The organism is Lysobacter sp. H23M47 (assembly GCF_015209765.1).
Lineage (GTDB): Bacteria > Pseudomonadota > Gammaproteobacteria > Xanthomonadales > Xanthomonadaceae > Novilysobacter > Novilysobacter avium.
Map to the genome: position 1 here is coordinate 1,788,272 of NZ_CP063658.1, position 25,823 is coordinate 1,814,094.

General features: G+C 66.1%; 21 protein-coding genes and 1 pseudogene. 10 read left to right on the top strand and 12 right to left on the bottom strand.

The annotated features are described in order from the left end of the window. Positions 1 to 64 precede the first annotated feature (64 nt). From INQ43_RS08065 to prmB, 6 genes are all read right to left on the bottom strand, one after another. Entirely contained in the window at positions 65 to 724 is a 660-nt protein-coding gene (locus INQ43_RS08065) for a phosphoribosylanthranilate isomerase (protein ID WP_194036104.1), read from the bottom strand. A 102-nt stretch (positions 725 to 826) separates the two neighbouring features. After that, positions 827 to 1,669 (bottom strand): tRNA pseudouridine(38-40) synthase TruA, encoded by an 843-nt coding sequence (gene truA, locus INQ43_RS08070; protein WP_194037623.1) that lies wholly within the window; start codon positions 1,667 to 1,669, stop codon positions 827 to 829. A 36-nt stretch (positions 1,670 to 1,705) separates the two neighbouring features. Next, on the bottom strand, positions 1,706 to 3,613 hold the full coding sequence (locus INQ43_RS08075; protein ID WP_228062450.1) for a FimV/HubP family polar landmark protein: 1,908 nt from the start codon (positions 3,611 to 3,613) through the stop codon (positions 1,706 to 1,708). 67 nt (positions 3,614 to 3,680) lie between these two features. Next, the gene (locus tag INQ43_RS08080) at positions 3,681 to 4,700 is read right to left on the bottom strand and encodes an aspartate-semialdehyde dehydrogenase (RefSeq protein WP_194036106.1); all 1,020 of its coding nucleotides are present in this window, start codon (positions 4,698 to 4,700) and stop codon (positions 3,681 to 3,683) included. A gap of 7 nt (positions 4,701 to 4,707) precedes the next feature. Further along, positions 4,708 to 5,811, bottom strand: coding sequence for a chorismate synthase (gene aroC / locus INQ43_RS08085; protein WP_194036107.1), 1,104 nt, complete (start codon positions 5,809 to 5,811; stop codon positions 4,708 to 4,710). Positions 5,812 to 5,864: 53 nt separating this feature from the next. Beyond that, positions 5,865 to 6,812, bottom strand: a complete 948-nt coding sequence (gene prmB / locus INQ43_RS08090) for a 50S ribosomal protein L3 N(5)-glutamine methyltransferase (RefSeq protein WP_194036108.1) — start codon at positions 6,810 to 6,812, stop codon at positions 5,865 to 5,867. An 86-nt stretch (positions 6,813 to 6,898) separates the two neighbouring features. On the opposite strand from prmB, the gene INQ43_RS08095 reads away from it, so the two are divergent. Beyond that, entirely contained in the window at positions 6,899 to 7,546 is a 648-nt protein-coding gene (locus INQ43_RS08095) for an SCO family protein (protein WP_194036109.1), read from the top strand. Positions 7,547 to 7,553: 7 nt separating this feature from the next. Then, entirely contained in the window at positions 7,554 to 8,414 is an 861-nt protein-coding gene (gene asd / locus INQ43_RS08100) for an archaetidylserine decarboxylase (protein WP_194036110.1), read from the top strand. Positions 8,415 to 8,468: 54 nt separating this feature from the next. Here the strand turns inward: asd and INQ43_RS08105 are convergent. Then, positions 8,469 to 9,743, bottom strand: a pseudogene (locus INQ43_RS08105) (transglycosylase SLT domain-containing protein); the annotation flags it as partial. 122 nt (positions 9,744 to 9,865) lie between these two features. Between INQ43_RS08105 and INQ43_RS08110 the strand changes: the two are divergent. The 4 genes from INQ43_RS08110 (at position 9,866) to INQ43_RS08125 (ending at position 13,811) form a co-directional block, all read left to right on the top strand. After that, entirely contained in the window at positions 9,866 to 11,392 is a 1,527-nt protein-coding gene (locus INQ43_RS08110) for a helicase HerA-like domain-containing protein (protein WP_194036112.1), read from the top strand. A gap of 42 nt (positions 11,393 to 11,434) precedes the next feature. Beyond that, the gene (locus tag INQ43_RS08115) at positions 11,435 to 11,935 is read left to right on the top strand and encodes a copper resistance protein NlpE (protein WP_194036113.1); all 501 of its coding nucleotides are present in this window, start codon (positions 11,435 to 11,437) and stop codon (positions 11,933 to 11,935) included. Between the two features lie 16 nt (positions 11,936 to 11,951). Next, positions 11,952 to 12,455: a transcription elongation factor GreB gene (gene greB / locus INQ43_RS08120; protein WP_194033824.1), complete on the top strand. Its 504-nt coding sequence runs from the start codon at positions 11,952 to 11,954 to the stop codon at positions 12,453 to 12,455. Positions 12,456 to 12,542: 87 nt separating this feature from the next. Beyond that, positions 12,543 to 13,811: a DUF4013 domain-containing protein gene (locus INQ43_RS08125; RefSeq protein WP_194033825.1), complete on the top strand. Its 1,269-nt coding sequence runs from the start codon at positions 12,543 to 12,545 to the stop codon at positions 13,809 to 13,811. A gap of 89 nt (positions 13,812 to 13,900) precedes the next feature. Here the strand turns inward: INQ43_RS08125 and INQ43_RS08130 are convergent, their stop codons facing one another. Then, on the bottom strand, positions 13,901 to 15,397 hold the full coding sequence (locus INQ43_RS08130; RefSeq protein ID WP_194036114.1) for a rhomboid family intramembrane serine protease: 1,497 nt from the start codon (positions 15,395 to 15,397) through the stop codon (positions 13,901 to 13,903). Between the two features lie 128 nt (positions 15,398 to 15,525). Then, entirely contained in the window at positions 15,526 to 16,869 is a 1,344-nt protein-coding gene (rimO, locus tag INQ43_RS08135) for a 30S ribosomal protein S12 methylthiotransferase RimO (protein ID WP_194035817.1), read from the bottom strand. Between the two features lie 160 nt (positions 16,870 to 17,029). On the opposite strand from rimO, the gene INQ43_RS08140 reads away from it, so the two are divergent. Continuing rightward, entirely contained in the window at positions 17,030 to 17,692 is a 663-nt protein-coding gene (locus INQ43_RS08140; protein ID WP_194036115.1) for a dienelactone hydrolase family protein, read from the top strand. Then, positions 17,689 to 18,111, top strand: coding sequence for an HIT family protein (locus INQ43_RS08145; protein ID WP_194036116.1), 423 nt, complete (start codon positions 17,689 to 17,691; stop codon positions 18,109 to 18,111). The genes INQ43_RS08140 and INQ43_RS08145 overlap by 4 nt, the downstream gene beginning before the upstream one ends. A 30-nt stretch (positions 18,112 to 18,141) precedes the next feature. On the opposite strand, the gene dcd is transcribed toward INQ43_RS08145, so the two are convergent. Next, positions 18,142 to 18,717, bottom strand: coding sequence for a dCTP deaminase (gene dcd, locus INQ43_RS08150; protein WP_194033829.1), 576 nt, complete (start codon positions 18,715 to 18,717; stop codon positions 18,142 to 18,144). Positions 18,718 to 18,828: 111 nt separating this feature from the next. Then, entirely contained in the window at positions 18,829 to 19,683 is an 855-nt protein-coding gene (gene apbC / locus INQ43_RS08155; RefSeq protein WP_248285401.1) for an iron-sulfur cluster carrier protein ApbC, read from the bottom strand. Between the two features lie 467 nt (positions 19,684 to 20,150). On the opposite strand from apbC, the gene INQ43_RS08160 reads away from it, so the two are divergent. Beyond that, positions 20,151 to 23,051: a TonB-dependent receptor gene (locus INQ43_RS08160; RefSeq protein ID WP_194036117.1), complete on the top strand. Its 2,901-nt coding sequence runs from the start codon at positions 20,151 to 20,153 to the stop codon at positions 23,049 to 23,051. Between the two features lie 91 nt (positions 23,052 to 23,142). On the opposite strand, the gene INQ43_RS08165 is transcribed toward INQ43_RS08160, so the two are convergent. Then, positions 23,143 to 25,107: a S9 family peptidase gene (locus INQ43_RS08165; protein WP_228062451.1), complete on the bottom strand. Its 1,965-nt coding sequence runs from the start codon at positions 25,105 to 25,107 to the stop codon at positions 23,143 to 23,145. Between the two features lie 175 nt (positions 25,108 to 25,282). Between INQ43_RS08165 and INQ43_RS08170 the strand changes: the two genes are divergently transcribed. Next, positions 25,283 to 25,732, top strand: coding sequence for a DUF2147 domain-containing protein (locus tag INQ43_RS08170; RefSeq protein WP_194036118.1), 450 nt, complete (start codon positions 25,283 to 25,285; stop codon positions 25,730 to 25,732). Positions 25,733 to 25,823 lie beyond the last annotated feature (91 nt).

A 25,823-nucleotide genomic window follows, 5' to 3' on the forward strand; every position in this document is an offset into this window, starting at 1 on the left:
GCGACCGCGGGCAACGATGTGCGCGGTATCCGGGCGGAATCTGAAGAGGGCTTCGACGGACGCGTCAGTCCAGCACGTGGCAATCGGCTCGGCGGACCTGTTCGACGAATCGGCGCATCCGGTCGCCATCCTTCAAGCCGGGCGCGCTTTCAATGCCACTGGAGACATCCACCGCCCACGGCATCGTGGCAATGATCGCGTCGAACACGTTGTCCGCAGTCAGGCCGCCGGCCAGCACGAAAGGCTTCTGCACGCCCGCCGGGATGCGCGACCAGTCGAATACCTTGCCGCTGCCGCCGCTGGCGCCGGCGCCGTGGCTGTCAAAAAGAAAGCCGGCAGCGCTGGGGTACTGCTGCTGCAAGGCCGCAGGGTGCTCGTTCGCGATCGGGCTGCCCATCGCGATGGCCTTGAGGTAGGGCACGCCGAACGCTCGGCAGAATGCATCATCCTCGCTGCCATGGAACTGCAGCAGGCTGGGGCGGATCTGGCGCACGACCTCGCGGACTTCATCGGCCGGGTTGTCGCTGAACAGGGCGACAGAGTCCACCATCGGTGCCAGCGCCTGGCGCATGGCGCGCGCCTCCGCCGGGGCGATCCGGCGGCTGCTGCCGTGGGCGAACACGAAACCGATCGCGTCGGCGCCCAGCTCGCACGCAAGACGCACATCACCTGGTCGGGTGAGACCGCAGAACTTGATCCGGGTGCGAAACAGGGTCCGCTTCAAGACAACATCCTCAACACTCGCTCCTGATGGCCGGGCTTCTGGACCACTCCGCGCTGGGTGGACCCACGAATATAGTCTGGATACACCCGCACGTCGCGCCGCTCACAGGGTGACTTCACCCGGCAGCTGCCAGTGGGAGGGATAGCGCGGACCGACAAACACCAGACCCGCCGACGGCGCTGTGGGGCCGGCCCTGCTGCGATCACGCCCGTCCAGGACCTCGCGCAGCCAGCCGGCCGGACGCTCACCCTGCCCCACCAGCAGCAGGCTCCCGACGATGTTGCGGACCATGTGGTGGAGGAAGGCGTTCGCCTGGACCTCCACGGTGACGAGATCGCCCTCGCGCGATACGGCGATGTGGTGCAGATCGCGGCGCGCGTGCGGCGCCTGGCAGTGCACGGTCCGGAACGCGGAAAAATCATGCTCGCCGACCAGATGCTGCGCCGCCTGATGCATCGCGTCCGTATCCAGCGTTTTGCGCACCCAGCTCAGGTACTGGTGCTGCAAGGCAGGCCGAACCGCCCGATTGAGGATGGTGTAGCGGTAACGCCGCGCACGGGCGGAAAACCGGGCGTGGAATTCATCGGTCGTGGGCACGCACCATTTCACGCACACCGACGGCGGCAGGTTACTGGTGGTGCCCAGCACCCAGCCACGCGGGTCGCGCTGCGCGGGGCCATCAAAATGCACCACCTGGGTCGCGGCATGCACTCCGGCGTCGGTGCGTCCGGCGCACACTACGCCGATCTCCCGACCCGCGACGATGCTGACGGCTTGCTCCAACGCTGCCTGCACGGTGGGTTCCGTGCGCCGCTCCGGCTCGTCGCGCCTGTTCAGTCGCTGCCAGCCCGAGAAATTGCCGCCGTCGTACTCCACGCCCAGCACCCAGCGACGCTGGCTTGACTGGTTCTCCGCAGCAGTTTGAACGGGGGAGTCAGGGCCGATCGGGTCCGGCAGCGTTCCGTTTTCCGTCGGCACCGCTTACCCCAGCTCCCGCAACAGGCGCGCGGCCTGTTGACGCGCCTCCAGACTGCCACTGACCTGCAACTCGCCGAGCAACTGCCGCGCGCTGTCCTCATCGCCCAGGTCGAGATAGGCGCGAGCCAACTCCAGGCGCTCCATACCGGGCGCATCGTCGGCACGGACTGGACGTACAGGCGAAACAGCAGGGCTGCGCGGCGCGTCCGGCGAATCATCGATGACTGGCGCTGCGACCGGCTCGTTGCCCTCGCTGGCACCTGCCGGGGCGCCGTGCCATGCGGGGACCGCCGCCGCCGAAGCAGCGGCGGGCGATGCAGCGCTGGATCCGGGCACCGGCGCGAGCATCGGGGTCGGGAAGGCTACTGACTCGTCATCTGCCGCCCGACCGCCCATCGCGGAACGATTCGCCAGGTTGGGGTTCACCATGCTCGGCTCCAGACGGGCGGCAGCGACGCCGGGGCCGGGGACGGGGCCGGCAGCAAACCCACGCGGCGGGGTCGATGACGCGCCAGCCGGCGCAACCGGCGCCCGGAAGCGCGGCACCGAGTCCACGCGTCGGCGCCACCACCAGACAGCCACAAGTGCCAGCACCAGGAGCGTCCCGCCCACCAGCCATGGCACCGCGGAGCCACCTGCCTCGTTCGCCTGGACGGTCGACTGGGCGGACTGCGCCTGGGCCAATTGCTCCTGCGCGGATGCAAGCTCGGCGTCCTTCATCGCGAGCAGCTTCTGCTGGTCGGACTGGAGTTGCTCGAGAGTATCGATGCGACTCTTGAGGTCGGCCAGCTCCGCGTCCCGGGCCGCGAGGGTTTCCGTGGTTGTCTGCAATTCCTGTCGCACCATGTCGCCCTCGCCTCCGGCACTGAGGCCTGATTGGGTACCCGCGCGCGACGCATCACTGGCGCCGGGCGGAACAATTTCCAGTCGCGCACCGTCGGCGGGCGCGGCCGCAGGCGCGGCGGCCACGGTATCGGCGATATCCGCAGACTCTCCAACCGCGTCCGCCACCTGCGGCTGCGGGACCGGCTGCGATGCCACCCGCCACGCGCTGGTCTGTTCGCGCACCTGCGCCGCTGCCTGCGCGGCGGTGATCGCCGCGACCTCATCGGCAGCGGGAATCCGCAACACCGCGCCCTGCTTGAGCATGTGGATATTGCCGCCGATAAACGCGTCCGGATTGGCTTGCAGCAGGGCGATCATCCGCTGCTGCAGGTTGCCGTCCATCTCCAGACCCGCAGCGATTTTCGACAGGTGTTCACCGCTCTGCACCGCGCCGTAGCGGGTTGGCGGTGATGCCGGTTGCGCGGGCGTCGGGATGGCGGGCACCGGATCGTTCGCCGCCACCGGGCGCTCGTCGCCGGCATCGCCGGCATCGACCTCAGCGCCGGCATCGACCTCAGCGGCCGAGGACTGCCGCGTTTGTTCCGCCCCCGCGTCGCGGACAATCACGTTGCTTTGCGCCTGGGTCGGCGCCTGTATCGACGGTTGGGCGGAGGCGGCCAGCGTGCGCGGCGCGTCCATCAGCGTGGAGTATTCGCGTACCAGCCGGCCCTGGCCCCAGTCGACCTCGACCAGGAAGCTCAGCAGCGGCTGTTCGATCGGGGCCACGCTGGTGACCCGGATCACCGGTCGGCCCGCGTCGTTGAGCGCCGGCGTGAACTGCAGGTCCGCAACGGCGCCCTGCGGAAGATCCAGACCGATGCGGGCGAACGTCTCCGGCGAGGCGAGGCCGGCGCGCAGGCCTTCCAGCTCCGACGGATCGCTGGACACGATAATGATCTCGGCCAGCAGCGGCTCGCCCAGCTTGGACTTCAACTGAATCTGGCCCAGCCCCAGGGCCGCAGCAGTTCCACTGGCTAGCATCAGGACCAGCGCGAACGCGGCGCGCATCAATGGATTCACAGGCACCCCCTCGATTCCCCTGCCGGGGACTCTAACGGCGCAGGCAGCGCGCAGCAATGCGCGCGCGGCAACGTCATTGACGCTCCGCCACGACCAGTTCGGCCAGCTGTACCGCGTTCAGCGCCGCACCCTTGCGGATGTTGTCGGCCACCACCCAGAGCGACAGCCCACGCGGGTGGGAAATGTCCTCGCGGATGCGGCCAACATAGACCGGGTCATTGCCCGAGGCATGGGTCACCGCGGTCGGATAGCCGCCATCGATGTGCTCATCGACCACTTCCAGGCCCGGCTGCGCCCGCAGCAGTTCGCGGGCTTCCTCGGCGGTGATCTTGTCCCTGGTCTCGATGTGCACGGCCTCGGAGTGGCCGTAGAAGACCGGCACGCGGACCACCGTGGCGTTCACCCCGATGCGGTCATCGCCAAGGATCCGGCGCGTCTCCCAGACCAGCTTCATCTCCTCGGTCGTGTAGCCGTTGTCGGTGAAGTCGCCGCCGTGGGGGATCACGTTGAAGGCAATCTGGACGGGATAGACGTTGGACTCGACGCTGCGGAAATTGAGCATGTCGGCGGTCTGCTTGCCGAGCTCGTCCATCGCGGCGCGACCGGTGCCCGACACCGACTGGTAGGTGGCGATGTTGATCCGCTCGATGGTCGCGCGGCGGTGGAGCGGCGCCAGCGCCACCATCAACTGCATCGTGGAGCAGTTCGGGTTGGCGATGATGCCGCGCGGGCGCTCGCGCAATGCTTCTGGATTGACCTCGGCGACGACCAGCGGAATGTCCGCGTCGCCACGGAACTCGGAGGAGTTGTCGATGACGACGGCTCCGGCCGCGGCGAATTTTGCCGCGTACTCGCGCGACACGCTGCTGCCGGCAGCAAACAGGGCGATGTCCACGCCGCCGGGATCGAACCCGGCGATATCACGCACCACCAGCTTGCGTGCGCCGTACTCGAGCTTTTCCCCGGCGGAGCGCTCACTGGCCAGCAGGTGCAGCTCGCCGATCGGGAACTGGCGCTCGGCGAGGATCGCCAGAAGGGTTTCGCCGACCGCGCCGGTGGCACCGACGATCGCGACATTGACGGGCTTGCTCATGACAGGGCTATCCGGGAATTGCTGTGGGGGTGGGGATGGCTGGCACCTCGACATCGCCGCATTGGGCGCGGTGCCGCAGCGCCTGGTCCATCAGGACCGCGGCCACCATAGCCTCGCAGATCGGCGTGGCGCGGATGCCGACGCAGGGATCGTGGCGACCGGTGGTGACCACTTCAACGGTATTGCCGTGGATGTCCAGGCTGTCGACCGGCAGGCGCAGGCTGGAGGTCGGCTTGAAGGCGACCGAGCAGGTGACGCGCTGGCCACTGCTGATGCCGCCCAGGATGCCGCCGGCATGGTTGGACGCGAAACCGTCCGGGCCCAGCTGGTCGCGATGCTCGCTGCCCTTCTGGGTGACGGCGCCGAAACCGGCACCGATCTCCACGCCCTTGACTGCGTTGATGCTCATCAGGGCGCCCGCGAGTTCGCCGTCCAGCTTGCCGTAGATCGGCTCGCCCCAGCCGGGCGGGACGCCGTCAGCCCAGACATCCACGCGAGCGCCGACCGAGTCGCCGGACTTGCGCAGCGCGTCCATGTACGCCTCCAGCTGCGGGACCTGGGCCGCGTCGGGCCAGAAGAACGGGTTGTCCTCGACCACCGACAGGTCCATCGAGGCGGGGCGGATGTCGCCGAGCTGGGAGAGGAAGCCCTGGATGCGGATGCCGTGCCGTTGCGCCAGCCACTTCCTGGCGATCACCCCGGCGGCGACGCGCATCGTGGTTTCTCGCGCACTCGAGCGGCCGCCGCCACGCGGGTCGCGGATGCCGTACTTGTGCCAGTAGGTGTAGTCGGCGTGGCCGGGCCGGAACTGCTCGGCGATCTTCGCGTAGTCGCGGCTGCGCGCGTCGGTATTGCGGATCAGCAGTGCGATCGGAGTGCCAGTGCTGCGGCCCTCGTAAACGCCCGAAAGGATCTCGACCTCGTCACTCTCGTGGCGCGCCGAGGTGTGCCGGGACTTACCGGTCGCCCGGCGCTCGAGATCGTGGCGGAAGTCCGCGGCATCGATCTCGAGACCGGGAGGGCAACCATCCACCACGCAGCCGATCGCCGGCCCGTGGCTCTCGCCGAAGGTGGTTACCGCAAACAGCTTTCCGTACGTGTTGCTGGCCAAATTGGTGCCTCCACTGGGGCGACGGCCGGGCCGGGGCCGCACCTGGTACTGATTCAGCCGCGAGCGTCGGCCAGGTCCTTGATCCTCGCATGATGGGCGACCAGATCGGCACGCTCGGCGACAAAAATGCCCATCTGACCCACCTTGAACTCCACCCACTCCAGTGGCAGCTCGGGCAGCAGCTCGACCAGCGCACGTTCCGCCTCGCCGACCTCGCAGATCAGCAGGCCATCGGTAGACAGGTGGTTTGGCGCGTCGCGCAGGATCTTCAGGGCCAGGTCCAGACCGTCCTCGCCGGCGCGCAGGCCGAGCTCGGGCTCGTGGGCGTATTCGGCCGGCAGCGCATCGGTCTCGTCGTGGGTGACGTAGGGCGGATTGGTCACGATCAGGTCATAGACCTCGCCCTGGAGATCGTTGAACAGGTCCGATTTGCGCAGGCGCACGTTGTCGGCCAGCAGGCGCTGCTGGTTCTCCGCCGCCAGCGCCAGCGCGTCGTCGTCGATGTCCACGCCGTCTACCTGCCAGTGCGGGTGGTAGTGCGCCGTGGCGATGGCGATGCAGCCCGAGCCGGTGCACAGATCGAGGACGCGGCTGACCTCGCGCCCGCCCAGCCACGGCTCGAAACCCGCTTCGATCAGCTCGGCGATCGGCGAACGCGGCACCAGCGCGCGCGGATCGGACTTGAAGCTCAGCCCGGCGAACCAGGCCTCGCCGGTCAGGTAGGCGGCCGGGATGCGCTCGTTGATGCGCCGCTCCAGCAAGCCCATCACACGCTGCTTCTCATCAGCGGTGACGCGCGAGGCACCGTAGACCGGACTGAGGTCATGCGGCATCGACAGCGCATGCAGGACCAGTTGGGTCGCCTCGTCCAGCGCGTTGTCGTAGCTGTGACCGAAGGCCAGGCCGGACTCGGCCAGGCGGCTGCCGCCGAAACGGATCAGGTCGATGATCGAGATCTGCTCGAACTGGGCGGAGCCGAAATCGGCACGGTCGACGGTCATGGCAGCAGGCTCTGCGGAAGACCGGCGATTATAGCGGCAGCGGGCGGCTATCATGGCCGCTGATCCGCTCCACCACCGGGCTGTCCATGTTCAACCGCAGTACCCTCGTCATCCTGTTCGTCGCCCTGGCCGCTGGGCTGGGCCTGATCGCGTCGAAGCATTTCTTTGGCGACCCTGCGCCATCGGCATGGCCCCAGACCAGCGCGGTCAAGCTGTTCGACCCGCCGCGGCCGTTGCCGGACTTCAGCCTGCGCCAGTCCGACGGGACCCAACTGGTCCCGGGCGAGCTCAACGGACATTGGACGCTGGTGTTCCTGGGGTTCACCCACTGCCCCGACATCTGCCCGCTGACGCTGTCGCAAATGGCCCAGGCGCAGCAGCAGTGGGAGTCGATTCCCGACGCGGTGCGTCCGCGCGTGCTGTTCGTCTCGGTGGACCCGGAGCGCGACACGCCCGACCGCATCGGCGAGTATGCCCACGCCTTCCACAAGGACACCCTGGCGGCGACGGCGGACATCCCCTCGCTGGAGCGGTTCGCCCGCTCGCTGAGCCTCGTGTTCGCCAAGGTGCCGCCGGAAGACGGCGCACCGGCGGACCAGTATTCGGTCGACCACAGCGCGACGATGGCCGTGCTGGATCCGCAGGGCCGCATGTCCGGCGTGGTCCAGCAGCCCTTCGACCCGGCCGCGCTTGCCGCCGACCTTGCCGCATTGACCGCCGCCAGCGCGCCCTGAGAGTGCCATGAGCCTCACCACCCGACTCACCTATGTGCTGCCGCACCGGCTGCTCTCGTCGATGGCGCGCCGCCTCGCCTACTCCGACAACCCGCGCCTGCGCGCCTGGCTGATCGACACGGTCACGCAGCGTTTCGGCGTTGACCTGTCGGAGGCGGCGAAGTCCGATCCGGCCGACTACCCGACCTTCAATGCCTTCTTCACCCGGGCGCTGAAACCCGGCGCGCGCGTTGCCGACCCGGACCCGCGCGTGCTGGTGATGCCGGCGGACGGACGCGTCAGCCAATGCGGCGCGATCACCGCCGATGCCGATGGCAGCGGCCGGATCTTCCAGGCCAAGGGCCAGTCGTTCACCACCGCCGAACTGCTGGGCGATGCCGACGCGGCGCGCGCATTCGACAAGGGAATCTTCGCCACGGTGTATCTGTCGCCGCGCGACTACCACCGCGTGCACATGCCATGGACGGGACGCCTGCGCGAGACGGTGCATGTGCCGGGGCGTCTTTTCAGCGTCGGCCCGGCGGCTGTACAGCATGTGCCGCGGCTGTTTGCCCGCAACGAGCGCCTGGTGTGCCACTTCGACACCGACTTCGGCCCGATGGCGGTGGTGATGGTCGGCGCACTGTTGGTTTCCGGCGTGGAGACTGTCTGGAGCGGCGAGGAAATCCCGGCCTACGGCACGACCACCACCGTCAAGGACTACCGGGGCGAGGACATCACGGTGGAGCGCTTCGAGGAGATGGCCCGCTTCAACTACGGCTCGACCGTGATCGTGCTGCTGCCCGCGGGCGTGGCCGACCTCGCGCCCGGCCTGGGCCCGGAGGCGCCGGTCAAGCTGGGTCAGGCCCTGGCCACCCTGCGACGCTGACTGTGCGGCCCGGCGAACCGGGCCTGCGCGTGCTTACTTGATCGCCCTTCCCGGATCGCTGGCGACCAGCTCGCGCGCCATGTCCGCGCGCGGCCCGCGAATGCACTGGCGCTTGTACAGACCGGCAATCCGCGTGGTCGCCTGCAGGATCGTGCCGGCGGGCAGACGATCGTCTGCCTGGTAGCGCGGGTTGTAATTGCGCAGCGCGCGCATGTAACCCTCGCGCACGCCGCGGTTGCCCAGGCAGATCGTCAACTGGTAGATCGACGCCGGCTGCTCAAGACGCAGCTGGGCCGGCTTGGGGTCGACCCTGGGCAGCGTCAGGCCGTACTCGTCCGGATGCAGGAACAGCCATGCCGCGGCGATCACCATCGGCACGTAGTCGCGGGTTTCCGGCGGGAACTGCGCATACACGTCCGCATCCCAGAAGCCCTTGCCACCCGCCCCCTGGTAGACCCGCAGTGCGCGCCCTTCCCCGCCGTTGTAGGCGGCCAGGGCCAGTTCGATGTTGCCGTTGAGCTCGCGCATCCGCTCGTTGAGATAGGAGACGCTGGCCTCGGAGGCGGCGTAGGCGTCGTAACGGGTATCAAACCCGGTGCCGTCATCGCCCAGGCCGAAGCGCTTGCCGGTGGCGTACATGAACTGCAGCGGCCCGGCAGCGCCTGCGCGCGAGGTCGAGTGCACGCGGCCGTTGGACTCCTTGGCCAGGATGCCGAACAGCAAGGCCTCCGGCAGCCCGGCGCGCTCGTACTGCGGCCACATCAGGTGTCGCATGTACTGGTAGTTCTCGTAGCTGGTCAGCAGCGCGCCGCGCATGTCCGTCAGCCAGCGGCGGATGCCTTCCTGCACCGCCGGGTTGTACTGGACCATGCGGTCGAAGCGATGGCCGTCGTCATCCAGCAGCGCTGCCGCTCGAGCGGCCTCCGGCACGTCCTCGGCGAACGAGGTGATGTGGTGGCCGGCGGTGCCCGGTGGCAGTTCGTCGAACAGCAGGTCGCTGCCCTCGATGTCGGCGGTGAGCTTGAGCAGCCGTTTGTAGGTGCTCAGCAGCGATGGCACCGAGCAACCGCGCTGGCCCGAGCAGGCGGCGACGACGTCCTCCATGTCCTCCAGCGCCTTGTCGGCCTCGCCGCTGCCGGCCGGATCGGCGTTGCCCATCTTCACCAGCGCCTGCTTGTAGGCGGTTTCGGCGGCTTCCATGCGGGCAGTGATGGCATCAACCGCCGCCTGGTCGCGGCGCGACAGGGCGGAGGCATCCACCGACATCATCAGCAGGGCGGCGCCGAAAAAAGCGGCGAACAGGCGGGAAAAACAATGTTGTGCGGGCATGGGATCAGGCAAGGGGAAGCGGCATGCAGGGTAGTCTGTGCCGAGCAGGCACCGCAATCGACCGCCTGCACCGCCGCCCGTCAGGCCATAGAATCAGCCGCAGTCCCGCCCCGGAAACCCGCATGCCCACTCTTCCGCCAGTGCTCGTCGGCAAGGCCGTCACCACGCCGCACTCATTGCCAGAAACCGACGGCAAGGTATTCCTGCTGCCACGGCTGGGCAACCGCCACGGCCTGGTTGCCGGAGCGACCGGCACCGGCAAGACCGTCACCCTGATGACCCTGGCGGAAGGGTTCTCGCGGATCGGCGTGCCGGTGTTCCTGGCCGACGTGAAGGGCGACGTCGCCGGTCTGGCATTGCCGGGAACGATCAACGAGAAGCTGCAGGCGCGGATCGACGGGATCGGCGTCGACGGCTACACCAGCGAGGGCAGCCCGACCCTGTTCTGGGACCTGTTCGGCAAGCTTGGCCATCCGGTGCGCGCCACGGTCACCGAGATCGGCCCGACCCTGCTATCGCGGATGCTCGAGCTCAACGACACCCAGTCGGGGGTGATGGATATCCTGTTCAAGGTCGCGGACGACCGCGGCCTGCTGCTGCTGGATCTGCCCGACCTGCGCGCGATGCTCAGCCTGCTGGCGGCCGAGCGCAAGACGATCTCCACCGAGTACGGCCTGGTCAGCAGCCCATCGATCGGCGCGATCCAGCGCGCCCTGCTGCGCCTGCAGTCCGACGGCGGCGACCACTTCTTCGGCGAGCCTGCGCTGGAGCTTTCCGACATCATGCGGACCAACATCGATGGTCGCGGGATGATCAGCATCCTCGCCTCCGACAGCCTGATCCTGAAGCCGCGGCTGTATTCCAGTTTCCTGCTGTGGCTGCTGTCGCAACTGTTCGAGCAGTTGCCCGAGGTCGGCGACCTGGACAAGCCCAAGCTGGTGTTCGTGTTCGACGAGGCGCACCTGCTCTTCAACGACGCACCGCCCGCGCTGCGCCAGCGCGTCGAACAGGTCGTGCGGCTGATCCGCTCCAAGGGCGTAGGCGTGTATTTCTGCTCGCAGTTTCCCGACGACGTGCCCGACAACATTCTCGGCCAACTCGGCAACCGCGTGCAGCACGCACTGCGCGCCTTCACCCCGCGCGACCAGAAGGCGGTACGGACGGCGGCGGAGACCTTTGTCGCCAACCCCGAGCTGGACGTGGCCAAGGCGATCGGCGGGCTGGGTACCGGCGAGGCGCTGGTATCCACGCTGCAGGACAAGGGCGTACCGATGCCGGTGGAGCGGACGCTGGTGGCGCCGCCCCGCTGCCGCATGGGTTCGATCACCGATGCCGAGCGCGACCAGGTGCGCGCAGGCAGCCCGATCGGTGCCAAATACGACGAGCGCATTGACCGCGAATCGGCCATGGAGCTGCTGGCGCGCAAGGCCGACGCCGCCGCGAGCGAGGCCAACGCCCCCGATGCGAAACCCATCACCGGGGAGGCCGGCGGATTCGGCCAGTCCATCCGCGACATTGTCTTCGGTACCAAGCGCCGCCAGGGGATGGTCGAGACCATGGCCAAACAGAGCGCCCGGACCGTGGGCAACCAGGTCGGCCGACAGATCCTGCGCGGCGTCATGGGCGGCCTGTTCGGCGGCAAGAAATGAATCACCCGAAATGACTTACCGGCAACCCAAGGAGCCCATTCAATGACCCGAAACCTGATCGCCCTCGCATGCATCGCAACACTGGCGCTGGCCGCCTGCTCCCGGGAGCCCGCCGGACCGTCGACTGACACAGCCGCGAACGAAACCCGCGCGGAGGCGACGCAGTCAGCCGCCGTGGATGTCATTCCCACCGGTGAAGGCCCCGCTTCCACCATCGACCAGCGCGAGTTTGCCGGGTCGTTCACCGGCACGCTGCCGTGCGCGGACTGCCCGGGCATGGACGTCACCCTGGTGCTCGAGCCCGACGGTACCTACCGCACCACCCACGTCTATCAGGAGCGCCCCGACGGGAGCTGGTCCATCGACGGCCACTGGTCGGTCGAGTCCAACGACTCCGTGATCCGCTTGGACCCCAACAGCAAGACCGAAGAGGACCAGCTGTACGGGATCGAATCCAGGGAGCGCATCGTCATGCTCGACGCCGACGGCAAGAAACCGGACTCGGGACTGGACTACGGCCTGACGCGCCAGGGCGCGCAATAAGCTTGAGCAGTCGACCATGAGCCGTTGGCGCCCGCCGGTCGCCGCCAGCACCGCGCTGATCACCCGCGCCGGCCACGAGACGCTCAAGGCCGAGCTGGACGAGCTGTGGCGGGTGAAGCGTCCCGAGGTCGTCCGCGCACTGGCGGCCGCCGCTGCCGAGGGCGATCGATCCGAGAATGCCGAGTACACCTACCGCAAGAAGCAGCTCGGTGAGATCGACCGCCGCGTGCGCTACCTGAGCAAGCGCATCCCGGCGCTGCGCGTGGTGGACTCCACGCCCGAGGATGAGGGCGCGGTGTTTTTCGGGGCAACAGTGGAGGTGGAGGACGTCGCCACTGGCGAGATCCGCACCCACCGCATCGTCGGCCCCGATGAGACCGATGCCGGCCGCGGCTGGATCAGCATCGACTCACCGCTGGCGCGGGCGATGCTCAAGAAGCGCGTGGACGACGAGTTCGACGCGGAGCTGCCAGGCGGCAGCAACCGCTTCGCAATCGTCGATGTGTCCTACGAGGACTGAGGCCTCGCCACGTCGTCAAGCGCAAAGGTTTTGCCAGGCTGCGTCGGTCTATCGCAAAATGAACGCCCTGTTCATGGAGCGAGCCCGATGCCAACCAGCCCCAGCGCCGCACCGCTGCCTTTCTGGCAACGGCTGCGTTCGATCACCTTGTACCCGCTGCGCGGCGCGGCGTTCTCCAGCCTGCTGGCCCTGACCCTGGCAAGCCTGCTCGGTCTGATCCCGGTGATCGGCGTGGTGTTCACCATCCTGGTCTGGATCGGCGCCTACAAATACGCGTTCGAGGTCCTGCGCACGACGGCCGACGGCCGAATGGAAGCGCCCGAAGTGGTGCTGGGGACCGATAGCGGCGTGGTAATCCGCCTGATTGCCATGCAGTTGATCTTCATCGCAGTGATCCTGCTGGCGACCGTGCTGGGGGGACCGGTTATCGGACTGGCAACGATCGCCCTGATCGCGTTCCTGCAGCCGGGTTGCATCATGTCACTGGCGATGGATGGCAGCTTGCCCCACGCCCTCAACCCGGCAACGCCATTGGCTTTGGTCTCGCGCATCGGTTGGCCCTACATGGCCGTGTTCGGACTGTTGTTCGTGATCCAGGCCAGCATGTTCACCGCCACGGTCTGGCTGGCCGGCGTCATGCCTCCGGTAGTGGCCGACCTGATGGTGAGCGCAGTGTCGTTCTGGGCGCTGTTCGCGGCGTTCCACCTGATGGGGTATCTCGTGTACCAGTACCACGAGGTACTGGGGTACGTTCCCACCGGTACCGAAACCCTGCCCGGTCGCCGTTCCCCCGACACCGACCTTCTGGCAGAGGCCGAAGGTTACGTTCGCGATGGCCAGCTCGACACCGCCCTGGAGCTGCTCCGGGGTGAAATCCGCAGCCGTGCGGTTGGCATGGAAACACACGAGCTGTATCGCCGTCTGCTGCAGCAGGGCGGCAACGCTGCGGCCCTGTCCGGCCATGCGCGTGAATACCTCAATGTGCTGGTGATGGAAAAACACGATCGCCGGGCGATCGGCTTGCTGCGCGAATCCCTGGATGCCGATCCCGACTTCGTGCCGATGCAGGTACCGATGGCCGAACAGCTTATTGAGCGCGCCCGCCTGTCCGGCCAAAAACAGTTGGCGCTCGACGCCCGGCTGGCGCTGCTGCGCGCTCACCCCCGCGACCCATCTGCACCTGGGTGGGCGCTGGAAAACGCGCTGCAGTTGCTGGAGCGCGGCGATCGCGACCAAGAGGCGCGAGCGCTGCTCGCACAGGCGCGCGAGCGCTGCGAAGACGGGATATTGCAAGCGAAGATCGATGCAGCGACACAACTGCTGCCGGATCCACATCGGGCGCCTGCGCAGGCTTGAGCGGCGCGCGACGAGTGCGGAAGGTGGGCGACCTCCCGAGGCATTGATGGCCTCCATTCCGGCGTCCCCGGCTGATCTCCTCTCTGCGTTTATCGCAGGACCGTTACTGCGGGTCCAATCTCCTCTTGGCCAATCAATTCGGCGAGCAGGAAACGTGCCTTGTCCGCCTCTGGCTGCTGCGGGTAGCGCTCCGTCAACAGGCGCAATACACGCTGGTGCGCATCGTCGGCACGTTGGTCGCGCCAGCCCAGGGCCAATCGGAACCACAAACGTGCCTGCTCCGAGGGATCGTTACCCGAACCGGGCAACAGCGCCGCCTCGGCGGCGTCCAACTGGGCGGCATCCAGCCATCGTCGCGCCAGCGCGAGTCGGTCCGACGGCTTCGGCGCGAGGGCGGCGGCATCCAGTTCGGCAAGTACCGCGATTTGTTCGCGCACCTCTTCGGAATCAAGCGTGTCGATAGCCAGCAACCGCGCGCCACGCCCCGCCATGGCCCCACTTCTCTGGCCGTTGCGGGCGACCCGATACAGCGCCAGCCGGACGTCGAAGCGAGCCGGTTGTTCGAGCGCCAGTTCCTCCAGCAACCGATCGGCTTCGGCCAGTTGCATCCGACACAAATGGAGCTGCGCACGCTGCCAGCGGCCATCCGTTCGCGCCTGCGCGCCTGCATCGCGAATGAAGTCGTGGCGAACCTGGCCCGTGGCGACCAGCACCGCGCCCATGATTGCGCCGCTGACTATGCCACCTGCATGCGCGTCGAAGCCGATCTCCAGATGGTCGTTGGCGATCAGGTTCCAGACTTCCCAGCCCAGCCACAGCGGCAGCAGCCAGATCGCCGGCGCACGGACGTAGTCGAATACCACTCCGACCCAGTAGAAAAACCGTACCGGCTGCCGCCCCCAGACCACGCAGAACGCCCCCATAAGCCCGGCCACCGCGCCCGAGGCGCCGAGGCCGGCACCGGCTTCGCCCCACCGCCACATCAGTGAGGCCGCGCTGGCGCCGACCGCGCCCAGCAGGTACACGCCCAGGAACCGGCCTGAGCCGATCGCGCCCTCGACCAGCAGGCCCAACGCCAGCAGGAACAGCATATTTCCCAGCAGGTGCATGATCCCGCCGTGCAGGAACGCCGAGCTCACCATGCGCCACGGATCGATCTCGGAACTACGCAGCAGATGACGCAGGGTGAATACCTGGTCGATCTGTGCGTCATATGCAGGACGCGCGACCTTCCACGCGTTCCAATCCGCCTCATCGTCGAACAGTTCGCCCGAGCGCAGTGCAGCGATGAAGGCGATATCGGTCAGCGTGTGGGTGGCGACGTACCCGGGCTGCGCCGACGCGGGCACCTGCTTGAATTGCTCCAGCAGATCCATCCGACGTTTGCCCAGCAGGTAGCGCTCATAGGCCGGAACCTCGTAGCGCCCGAGGTCCGACTGCAGATAGTGCTGCTGGGTGCGGGCCATCGCCGCCTCATCACCGGACTGCCAACCGACAAACACCAACACGTTGACCAGGATCAGTACCGTCGTTACCAACGGAAAAGTCGCGCGCGACAGCGGGCGATGCAGCGGCAGGATCAGCATGGCTGGCGACAGTGGAGTGGCATGGGGCAGGATCGACGATCCGGCCGATTGCGCGCAACTTCAGTTTGCGGACGTTGCATTCGCCACTCGTGCTGCTCCGTCCCACTCCGGACCGCAAGGCGCATCGCTCAATCTTCGAACGACACCTCGCCGTAGAGGTCGTGCTCGTCGCTGCCCATGATCTGGACATCGGCGAAGTCGCCGGGCTTGAGGCCGGCAAAGTAGCCGTTCTGGATCTGCACGACGCCGTCGATCTCCGGGGCGTCGGCCATGGAGCGGCCAATGGCCAGCTCGCCGTCGACCGCGTCGATGATGCAGCGCTGCACGCTGCCGACCTTGGCCTCGAGCTTCTGCGCGGAAATCTCCGCCTGGCGCTCCATGAAGCGCCCGAGCCGCTCCTGCTTGACCGCTTCGTCGACCGGATCGGGCAGCTCGTTGGCCTTGGCACCGGTCACCGGCGAGTAGGCGAATGCGCCGACGCGGTCGAGCTGCGCTTCGTCGAGGAAGTCGAGCAACTCCTCGAACTCGGCCTCGGTCTCACCGGGAAAGCCGACGATGAAGGTCGAGCGGATCGTCAGCTCCGGACAGATCTCGCGCCAGCGCTGGATCCGCGCCAGGGTCTTGTCGATCGCACCGGGCCGCTTCATCAACTTGAGGATGCGCGGGCTGGCGTGCTGGAAGGGAATGTCCAGGTACGGCAGGATCGTGCCCTCCGCCATCAGCGGAATGATCTCGTCCACGTGCGGATACGGATACACGTAGTGCAGGCGGGTCCACAGGCCCAGTTCGCCCAGGCCCTCGCACAGCGCTTTCATGCGAGTCTGGTAGGTCTTGCCGCGCCACTCGCGCTCGGCGTAGCGGACATCCACGCCATAGGCGGACGTGTCCTGGGAGATGACCAGCAACTCCTTGACCCCGCCCATCGCCAGCTTCTCCGCCTCACGCAGGACCTGGTCGATCGGGCGCGACACCAGGTTGCCGCGCATCGAGGGAATGATGCAGAAGCTGCAGCGGTGGTTGCAGCCCTCGGAGATCTTCAGGTACGCGTAGTGCTTCGGCGTCAGCTTGATGCCGACACCCTCGATCTGCATGTCCGGCAACAGGCTGATGAACGGGTCGTGCCGGGGCGGCACGGCCAGATGCACCGCGCTGAGGACGCTGTCGTAGTCCTGCGGGCCACTGATCGAGAGCACGCCGGGATGCGCCTCGCGGATGACTTCCGCGCGCTTGCCCAGGCAGCCGGTCACGATCACCTTGCCGTTCTCGGCCATCGCCTCGCCAATCGCGTCCAGCGACTCGGCCACCGCCGAATCGATGAAGCCGCAGGTATTGACCACCACCACGTCGGCATCGTCGTAGCGCGGTACGAGGTCGTAGCCCTCCACCCGCAGCTGGGTGAGGATGCGCTCGGAGTCGACCAGCGCCTTGGGACAGCCAAGGCTGACGAAACCGACCTTCGGATTTTTGGACAAAGTGTCTTGCACGGGCATGGCGTGACCAGTCAACGGAAAAAGCGGAGCGCTCCTTGCAACAGTGCCGGGAGCGATCGCGGTATTCGGGAACCGCAATTATAGCCTTGGCGCTAGAATCAACTCGTTGGCCAAGCTGCCGGACAGCTGAACGGAGCGCCGCATGAACCGCTGGACCGATCTGGAAACCCCGCACGGCTCCATCCGCGCCTGGCGCAGCGAGCCCACCGGGCCGTCGCGCGGCGCCGTCGTGGTGCTGCAGGAGATCTTCGGGGTCAACGCGCATATCCGCGATGTCACCGACCGTTTCGCCCACGCCGGCTTCGTGGCGCTGGCACCGGCGCTGTTCGACCCGGTCGAGCGCGATGTCGAGCTCGAATACGACGCTGCCGGCATCGCCCCCGGACTCGCGCTGACGCGTGCGCTGGGCATCGATCGCGCCGTCGACCTTGCGAACGCTGCCGCGACCCTCCTCCAGGCCGAGGGGCTGCGAACCGGCGCCGTGGGCTTCTGCTGGGGCGGCAGCATCGCCCTGCTCGCCAACACCCGCCTGGGACTGCCGTCGGTGAGCTATTACGGCGGCCGCAACGTGCAGTTCCTGGACGAGCCGCTGCGCGCACCGATGATGTTCCACTTCGGCAGCAAGGACCGCAGCATCCCCGCCGCTGACGTCGAGCGGCACCGGGAGGCATACCCGGTCGCCAGCGTTCACGTCTACCCCGCTGGGCACGGCTTCAACTGCGAACCGCGCGCCGATTACGATGCCGCCAGTGCGGCCTTGGCCTGGCAGCGCAGCATCGACTTCTTCGAGGAGAACCTGCGATGAGACCGCCGCGCGACCTCGGCTGGCGGCTGGATCCACGCCTCGCCGACGACACCCACCCGGTCACCAACCTTGAGCTCAGCGAGCTGCGCTTGATGGATGATGCCAACCACCCGTGGCTGATCCTGGTGCCGCGCATCGAGCACGCGGTGGAATGGATCGACCTCGACGCGGAGCAGCAAGCCGCGTTGACCCGCGAGATCGATCGCTGCAGCCGCGCCCTGCGCACCGCGTTCCAGCCGCACAAGCTCAACGTCGCCGCGCTGGGCAACCAGGTCGAGCAACTGCACATCCACGTGATCGCCCGCTACCGCGAGGACATCGCCTGGCCGCGGCCGGTCTGGGGCAGCGCGACCGCCCTGCGCTACAAGCCCGAACTGCTGATCAAGCGGATCGAGCTATTGCACGCCGCGCTCGACTGAGCGCGCCTGTCCGTCGGTCCCTGATCGCGCTCAGGTACGCGGCAGGGTAACGCCGCGCTGGCCCTGGTACTTGCCGCCACGATCGGCGTAGGACGTCTCGCAGATGTCATCGGCCGCAGCCTGGAAAAACAGCATCTGCGCCACCCCTTCGTTGGCATAGATCCGCGCCGGCAGCGGAGTGGTGTTGGAAAATTCCAGGGTGACGTGGCCCTCCCACTCCGGCTCCAGCGGCGTCACATTGACGATGATGCCGCAGCGCGCATACGTGCTCTTGCCCAGGCAAACCACCAGCGTGTCGCGCGGGATGCGGAAGTACTCCACCGTGCGCGCCAGCGCGAACGAGTTGGGCGGGATGATGCACTCGTCCGCCTCGACGTCGACAAAGCTGCCGGGATCGAAGTTCTTGGGATCCACGATCGTGGAATTGATGTTGGTGAAGATCTTGAACTCGCGCGAACACCGCACGTCATAGCCGTAGCTGGACGTGCCGTAGCTGACGATGCGCTCGCCATTGACGTGCTTCACCTGGCCCGGCTCGAACGGCTCGATCATGCCTCCGTCTTTTTCGGACATGCGGCGGATCCAGCGGTCGGACTTGATGCTCATGCGTTGGGTTCCCGGATGCAATCGGTTCCGGCCGGGCGGAAGTCCCGGCGGAAAGCCCCCGATTGTAGACCGCCGCGGTGCGGGCGGCTGCCGCGGCAATCAACGTGCCCGTTACGAGAGCAGCGACGCCGATATCGAGGGAGTCACCCGCGGCCGCCCAGCCAACGCCACCGCGATCCGCCGGGCCGCGTCGCGGTAGGCCGCCGCTGCTGCCGAATCCGGCTGTGCCAGCACGATCGGTACGCCCGCATCGCCCTGTTCGCGGATTTCGCGCTGCAGCGGCAGGCTACCCAGCAGGGGCACATCGTACTGGCTGGCCATGCGCTGCCCGCCGCCTTCGCCGAAGATGTGCTCGGCGTGGCCGCAGTTGCTGCACACGTGCACCGCCATGTTTTCGACCAGCCCAAGTACCGGCACCTCGACCTTCTCGAACATCTTCAGGGCCTTCTTCGCATCCAGGGTGGCGATGTCCTGCGGCGTGGTGACGATGACCGCGCCGGCGACCGGGATCTTCTGCGCCAGGGTCAGCTGGATATCGCCCGTGCCCGGCGGCAGGTCGACGATCAGGTAATCCAGATCGCCCCAACGGGTGTCGTTCAGCAGTTGGGTCAGCGCCGAGGTCGCCATCGGACCGCGCCAGATCATCGGCGTGTCCTGCTCGACCAGGAAGCCGATCGACATGGTCTCCACGCCGTGGGCGCGCATCGGCTCGATCGACTTGCCGTCCGGGCTGTCCGGTTTGCCCGACAGGCCCAGCATCATCGGAATGCTCGGGCCATAGATGTCCGCATCCAGCACCCCGACGCGTGCGCCTTCTGCGACCAGCGCCAGCGCAAGGTTCACCGCCGTGGTCGACTTGCCGACACCGCCCTTGCCCGAGCCAACGGCGATGACGTTGCGCACGGTCGGCAGCGGGGAGAGTTTGGGTTGGACCGCGTGGCTGGTGATGCGCTGGCCGAGTTCCAGACGTGCCAGCTGCGAGCCTTCGGCCTCGACGGCCGCGCGGATCGCGGCCTCAAGCTCGGTGCGCATGCCTTCGACCGGCACTCCGACGTCCACGGACAGCGCGACGTTGGCGCCGTCGCGGGCAATACGGATCCGTGCCTGGGTCGCCGCCAGCGATGTATCGGTCCCGGGCAGCAGCACGCTACCGATCAGGGCTTGCAAAGAGTCGGTCACGGCTTTCCTCGTGCGGGTAGTGCGGGACAACATTGTCGCAGCGGCGCCATTGAATGGGGGTGACCTGGATCAACCCGGTCGCCACCTCCGCACTCCTCTAACGGAGCTCCAATCGCGCCGATTCGGGCTTTAGGAGTCGCCGTGGCGCGCGTATTAACGCCATGTTAATGTCCGGACGCAGTCCAGCCTTCGTGATGGCTGCGTGGTCGGGGATGACCAAGACTGTTGACTCAACAACTCTTCAGGGGATTTTCATGTCGCATAGAAGTATCAACACGACGCGCAGCCAGCTCAGCGTCGCGCTGTTTGCGGCCATGCTGCTGCCAATGGCGGGTGCAGCATTCGCGCAGGACACCACGACAAACGACGAGCCGACGCCCGCCGAAACACAGCGCAGAGCGACTGATATCGACACCGTTGTCGTCACAGGCTCCCGCATCAAGCGGGCCGAGATCGAAGGTCCTGCGCCGGTTACCGTCATCACTCGCGCTGACATCGAGCGCGAGGGCTTCCAGACCGTCGGCGACATGCTGCAGACGATCACGCAGAACACCACCAGCTCCTTCACCGGCGACCTTGCCGTGAGCGGATTCACTCCCAACGCCCAGGTGATCAACCTGCGCAATCTCGGGCCTGGCTACACCCTGACCCTGATTGATGGCCGACGTCCGGCGCAGTACCCGCAGCCGTACAACCGCGACAACAACGTTGTGAACGTGCGCGCGATCCCGTCCTCGATCATCGAGCGTGTCGAGATCCTCACGGGCGGCGCCTCGGCGATCTACGGCTCCGACGCGGTTGCGGGGGTGGTCAACATCGTCACCCGCAAGAATTTTGAGGGCAACACGGCCAAGGTCACCGCCGGAACCACCACCAACGGTGGCGGCGACAGCGTCGACCTGGAATTGTCCGGCGGCCGCAGTGGTGATCGGTGGACCGCTGTGTACGCTCTCCAGTACGGAGAGAACGAGCCCGTGTTCGCCAACCAGCGCGACTTCCTCGCCGACAGCCGCAAAGGGCCAGACGGCGCAGAGTTTGCCAACCCCTCGCTCTCGCTGGTGATGATCAACGGGACAGGATGGAACGCTCCCGCCGGCCACAACCTTTTCTACCCGGGCGAAGCCACCTGCGACGCATTTGGCTATACGACCAAGACGACCCCCCTGCGTGGCAAATACTGCGGTTCGTTCACGCAACCGTCCTCCAGGTCGATCAGCAACAAGTACCGCTATTACTCGGCGTACGGGTCAGGCACCTTCGACATCAATGACTCGCTGCAGGCTTTCGGCAGCGCCACGTTCTACAAGAGCGATGCCAAGTCCAGTTCCGGCACCGAGTTCTGGGGTACCAGCGGAGACCGCTTCACTTCCAACGCCAGCGGCGCAGCCAGCACGTACTATTACGACCCGCAGTTCGACGAGCTGGTGCAACTCCAGCGCGTGTTCAACCCGTTCGAACTGGGCGGCAACGAGGCGGCGACGACGTTGTATGACGAGACGTACTTCGATGTCAGCGCCGGCTTCATGGGCACGCTCGGCGAGACCTTCGACTGGGAGGCAACGGTCAGCCACTCCGCGTACGAGTACGAGGCTGATCGCCCGCGGCTGCTTGCGAAGTCCGTGCACGACTACTTCCTTGGACCGCAGCTCGGATACGCCTACGGCTATCCGGTGTACGAGCTCGATCTTGACCGGTGGTCCACGCCGTTCACGCCGGACCAGTACCGTGCGGTCGCCACGCGGGTGGTCAACAAGAGCAAGACGAGTTCATCCACCGTCAACTTCAACATCAACGGTGATCTTTTCGAGCTCCCCGCTGGCACAGTCGGTTTTGCCGGCGTGCTTGAAGCGGCCCGCCAGACGCTTGACCTGCAGAGCGATCCCCGCACCGACCAGCTGCGTCCACTGGATGACCAGACGATCTACAACCTGACCAGTTCAGGACGTACCGACGGTAAACGCGACCGTTACGCCATCGGCGCAGAGTTGCGCGTGCCCATCCTCGACAGCCTGACCATGAATCTGGCTGCGCGTTATGACAAATATGACGACATCACTGCTGTCGACGATGCCGTGACGTACATGGGCGGTTTGGAATGGCGGCCGTTCAGCAGCCTCCTGCTGCGCGGCTCCTACTCAACCAGCTTCCGCGCGCCGGACATGCAGTTGGTGTTCGCCGAAGGGGCGGCGTCGTACTCCACTATTCTCGACGAATACCAGTGCCGCTCCGGCACCGGTGCCGGCGAGGCAGCCGGTCCGCGTACCCGCGCCGAGTGCAACGCGTCGGGTGATCCGACCATTTACCAGACCCAGACCGTTATCGCCGGCAATCCGCTGCTGGAAGAGGAGGAAGGTACTTCCTGGGGCGGCGGTTTTGTCTGGGACATGACAGACGGCATGTCGCTGTCGGTCGACTATTACAAGATCCGCCTGGATAACCAGGCTCTCCAGCTCAGCGCGTCGAAGCTGCTGCGCGATGAGGCGAACTGCCGCTTGGGCGTGCAGCCAGACGGATCGCCATCGCCCAATCCGCCCGGCTCGGCTTATTGCCAGAACGTGGAAAGCCTCATCACGCGCTTGAATGCCCCGGACACCGCGCTCGACGGCCGGATCCAGCGGATCAACTCGGCCTACATCAACGCTGCGCTGACCGAGACCAGCGGTATCGACGCGACGTACCGGTATCGCTGGGATACCGACCAGATCGGAGCATTCACTCTCGATATGGCCTACACGTTGGTATTGACGGACCGCTACAAGCAGTTCCGCGAGGATCCGCTGATCGACTACCGCGATGACCTGGGCAACCAGAACCAGCGCAGTCGTGTTCGCGGAAGCCTGAGCTGGCGCAAGGACGATTGGACCACGACCGTTTTTGGCACTCGCTTCGGCTCCAACGGCAATTGGGTGGAGGACGCTGGAACCAACAAGGCCGGCGAGTCCTATGGCCCGCGCCTGCGTCCTTACATGCTCTACAACCTGCAGGTTGCAAAGAAGCTGGCGCCGAACCTGGAGGCCTCGGCCACCGTGGTCAACGTCTTCGACAACCAGTACCGCTATGACGCAAGCCAGACCGGCTATCCGTTCTTCAACAACTACATCGGCGCTGATCCGCTGGGCCGTCGCGTGTTCGTAAGCGTGGCCTACAAGTTCTGACCCGGGCCATTGCCCAAAGGAAGAAGCCCGGCGAATGCCGGGCTTCTTTTTACCTGCGCTTCGAGAAAGGGCACACGACAGGACGGGAACTTTATTGCGGCCCAATGTGCCGATCGAAGAAATCCAGCATTTCCGTGTACAGCTTGAGGTTGTTCTCTTCCTTGTAGAACCCGTGCATTTCCCCGGACTGGATGATCATGCCCTCTGGCTTGTTGCCGACCGCAGTCAATGCCTTGTACATGGCCTCGGTATTTTCCGGCGGGCAACGTGGGTCGCGGGCACCCGCTGCCAGATAGACCGGCAACGTGATTCTGGCGGCATGGTTCACCGGGGACATCGCATCCTGTTCGGCGCGAGTGCTGCCGAAAGCACGCGCAAGGTAGCGCTTGCCGACGTTGCTTTTGCTGGTGTCGCTGCGGGCCAGCTGTATCTGCGCGTCGTAAACGCCAACGTAACCGAATGCGCAGTTGAAAAGCCCCGGCTCGCGTGCCGGCGCCATCAATGCCGCGTAGCCACCAAAGCTGCCGCCATAAATGCACACACGGTCCGGATCGGCATGCCCCTCCGCGATTACCCACTTCGTGGCGTCGACGATGTCGTTCATGATTCCGTCCGACCACTGTCCGAAGGCCTGGTCCTCGAACGCCTTGCCGAACCCTCCCGAACCCCGGAAGTTGACCTGCATGACCATGTAGCCACGGCTGGCCAGCAACTGTGTTTCCCAGTTGAAGCCCCAGCGATCCCGTGGACCCATCGGCCCGCCATGCGGATTCACTATCATCGGGAGGTTGCGACCGTCGGAGCCTTTGGGAATCGTCAGGTAGCCGTGGATCTTCTGGCCGTCACGGGTCGTCAGCGAGAACGGCTTGACGCTTGCCATCTGCTCGACGTCCAGCCATTGGCGGCCCTGGATAAGGAATCTTGCCTGGCCACTGTCGCGATCGAAAAGATAGAGCTCACCCGGGTTGCGGTCGCTGGACACGGATACGACGATCTTGCTTCCGTCGCTCGTAGCGCTGCGAAAGTCCACGAACTGGCCGGGGAAAGCTGTCGAGAGCGACTGATACACGATGGCATCGGGATGCGATGGTTCAAGTAGGTCTACCTTCGGCGCACCGGCTTCGGTCACAACTCCAATGACCGTGCGTCCATCCGCAGCCATGATCAGGCTGGATGGGTCGGAAACCGGGTCATGGAAAAGTGGCTGGAAGTCGCCAGTTTCCGGATCGAGAGTACCGAACGCGCGTGTCCCACCTTGCTCGCTCTGGAACGCATATACCCGCCCATCGGCTGCGGTGCCCTGCACGACCAGCGCCTTGCCAGAGGATTGCGATCTGTTCAGCAGCACCCAGGAACCATCGTCGTTGCGACGATAAAGCTCGTAATGGGTGTCGAATTCCCCTGCCTCGTTTTCCGAGTCCGAGCAAACCGCGAAGCGCGCTTCGTTCTCTGCATCCAACGCAATTCCGCAGTTCTCGCGTGGTGCGCGTGCCACTACCTTGTGGCGACCGGAAATAGTGTCGAAAAGCACAACCTCCGTTCCCGTACCTTCCTGGGTCCGGGCGTAGCTGGCCTCCATCAGCACGTTCGTGTCGTCGTCTTTCAGGGCGTCGAGCATGCTGAAATGCTTGCTGCCCGTATCCTTGCCGCGCTCCGTGACGGCGCGGGTACCAAAAAACACCAACGGACGTGCCTGGCTGCCGTCCGCATTTACGCCATACCATTCGCCGGTCGAGAACGGTTGCGCGTAGCTGCCGTACTTGCGGATCGAGTTGAACATCAACCGGTCGGGACTGGTCCAATAGAAGCTGCCAACACTCTTGGAGTCGGGCAGCTGGTTGACCTTGACGACGGACAGGTCTTCGGTACGAAGTACGGTCAGAACGTTCTGCTCACCGCGATCCACGGTGATCGCCAGATACTCGCCGTCAGGCGAGATCTTCACCTCGCTGTAAGTGGGATGACGGACAAAATCCTCAATCGGAATTGCCGCAGAGGCCAACCCGCCAACCGCGGCCAATCCCAGCCCCAGTACCGAAAAGTAGAACTTCCCCATAACGCCCCCTAAGGCAGAATCCGTCTGGACGACGGCGAATCCGGATTTTAGCTGAAGCTGACCGGCAGCTCCCATCCGCCGCCGCAGCAATCGCCGCAATGTCCACGGATACGGTATAACGAACCAGTCCCAGCGCCTCGCGCCCTGGCACCCACACTGTCTTCCGGAGGGAAATATGCACAGGAAAATCTCCATCTTGCTGGTACTTGCGGTGGCGCTGATGGCCGCGCCATTGGCCGCGTTTGCCCAACAGACGCCGGTCGGCACCTGGACCACGATCGACGACAAAACCAACCAGCCCAAGTCGGTCGTGGAGATCTACGAAGCGCAGGACGGCAGCCTCTCCGGCAAGGTGCTGGAAGTGCTGCAATCCGACAAGGGTCCAAACCCCGTGTGCAGCAACTGCGAGGGCGATCGCAAGGACCAACCGATCGAAGGCATGGTCATGCTGTGGGACGTTGCCCGGACCGGCAATGAGTGGAAGGGCGGAAAGATCCTGGATCCCGCCACCGGCAAGATCTACTCGGTGAAGATGAGCCTGGCCGACAACGGTCAGAAGCTGGAGGTCCGCGGCTTCATGGGCTTCTCGCTGCTGGGCAAGACCCAGACCTGGCAGCGCCGCTAGACGCCTGCACGGGCTGCAAGGCCCGAACGCGCCATCCGACGGCCCGCTGACGCGGGCCGTCGTCGTTTATGCCGGACCGGCACGGCCGGGT